The 1,279-nt window shown below is 46.3% G+C and carries 1 protein-coding gene and 1 pseudogene; both read left to right on the top strand.

Annotation, left to right across the window (positions count from 1 at the left end):
- Window positions 1–269 (top strand): annotated as a pseudogene (locus ACT3QQ_RS13820) (TRAP transporter small permease); the annotation flags it as partial.
- The coding region (locus ACT3QQ_RS13825; RefSeq protein WP_444528419.1) for a TRAP transporter large permease at window positions 266–1,279 on the top strand (1,014 nt) is incomplete at its 3' end. The pseudogene ACT3QQ_RS13820 and the gene ACT3QQ_RS13825, both read left to right, overlap by 4 nt.

A 1,279-nucleotide genomic window follows, 5' to 3' on the forward strand; every position in this document is an offset into this window, starting at 1 on the left:
AAATGCCACAGTCTATTAAAGGCTACCTCATGGGTATCTTTATGATGGGCTTCTTTGTCATCGGTATCGTATTCTCATGGGGACTCTATGAGAGTGCTATTGACGCTGTTGAATATGGCAAAGTCACCCAAGACTTAAGACTCTCTATGATGCCTATCTATGCCATCAGCGCTTTTTTAAGTACCTTACTAGCCATTCGCTCATTGATCGAATCCATCAACATCTTTAAAACAGGCGAATTCTTTGACGCCGAGGAGACAGGCGCATGAGCCCAGAAATTATCGGTGCGATTGGCCTAGTTGTCATGATTCTGCTTGTCATCTTACGAGTACCCGTTGCACTTGCCATGTTAGGTGTCGGTTTAGTAGGTTTTGGTGCGGTTACCGCGCCTAGCGGTGCACTACAAATGCTTAAAGACATTCCTGTTGATGTCTTAGCGAAGTATGATTTTAGTGCCATTCCCTTATTTATTCTTATGGGTGTATTTGCCACCCACTCAGGTATGGCAGGTAAGCTATTTGAAGCAACACGAACCATATTTGGTGGGGTAAGAGGTAGTCTTGGTATTGCAGGTATCGGCTCGTCCGGTATCTTTGCCTCTATCTCAGGCTCATCACTTGCGACTGCCTCTACCATGACCAAAGTCGCGTTACCGCAAATGGAAAAGTACGGTTATCAGCCAGGGTTTGCCTGTGGCATCTTAGCTGCTGGTGGTACGCTGGGTATTATGATTCCGCCCAGTATTGCCTTACTGGTCTACGCCATCTTAACCCAGCAGTCAGTTGGTGATATGTTCATCGCTGGCTTCTTGCCAGGTATGCTCGGTATGGTGATGTATTCCATCACGGTAATGATTATGGTGCGCTGGAAGCCGCACTTGGCACAGCGCGGTGAGAAAACCACTTGGAAAGCCAAGCTACTGTCGCTGACGGGCCTTATACCATTTAGTTTTATCTTTATCATCATTATCGCGGGTATCTTCTTTGGGTTATTCACGCCAACAGAAGGAGCAGCAGTAGGAGCCTTTGTCTCTTGGGCTTATGCCTTTGCTAAAGGTATGCGTCTAGATGGCCTCAAGCAATCGTTGATTGAGACGTTAGCACTCTCTGCAGTAGTGTTCTTTATGCTATTAGGCGCTGAGGCATTGGGATATTTTATCTCTGTGTCACGCTTGTCTTATTCATTGGCATCTTGGATCGGTGGGTTGGCTGTTAGTCCAATGATTGTCCTGATCTGTATCTTATTCATGTACTTCCTACTGGGACTGTTCATGGATGCG

Source organism: Psychrobacter sp. AOP7-A1-24 (genome assembly GCF_052376235.1).
In the GTDB taxonomy this organism is placed as follows: domain Bacteria; phylum Pseudomonadota; class Gammaproteobacteria; order Pseudomonadales; family Moraxellaceae; genus Psychrobacter.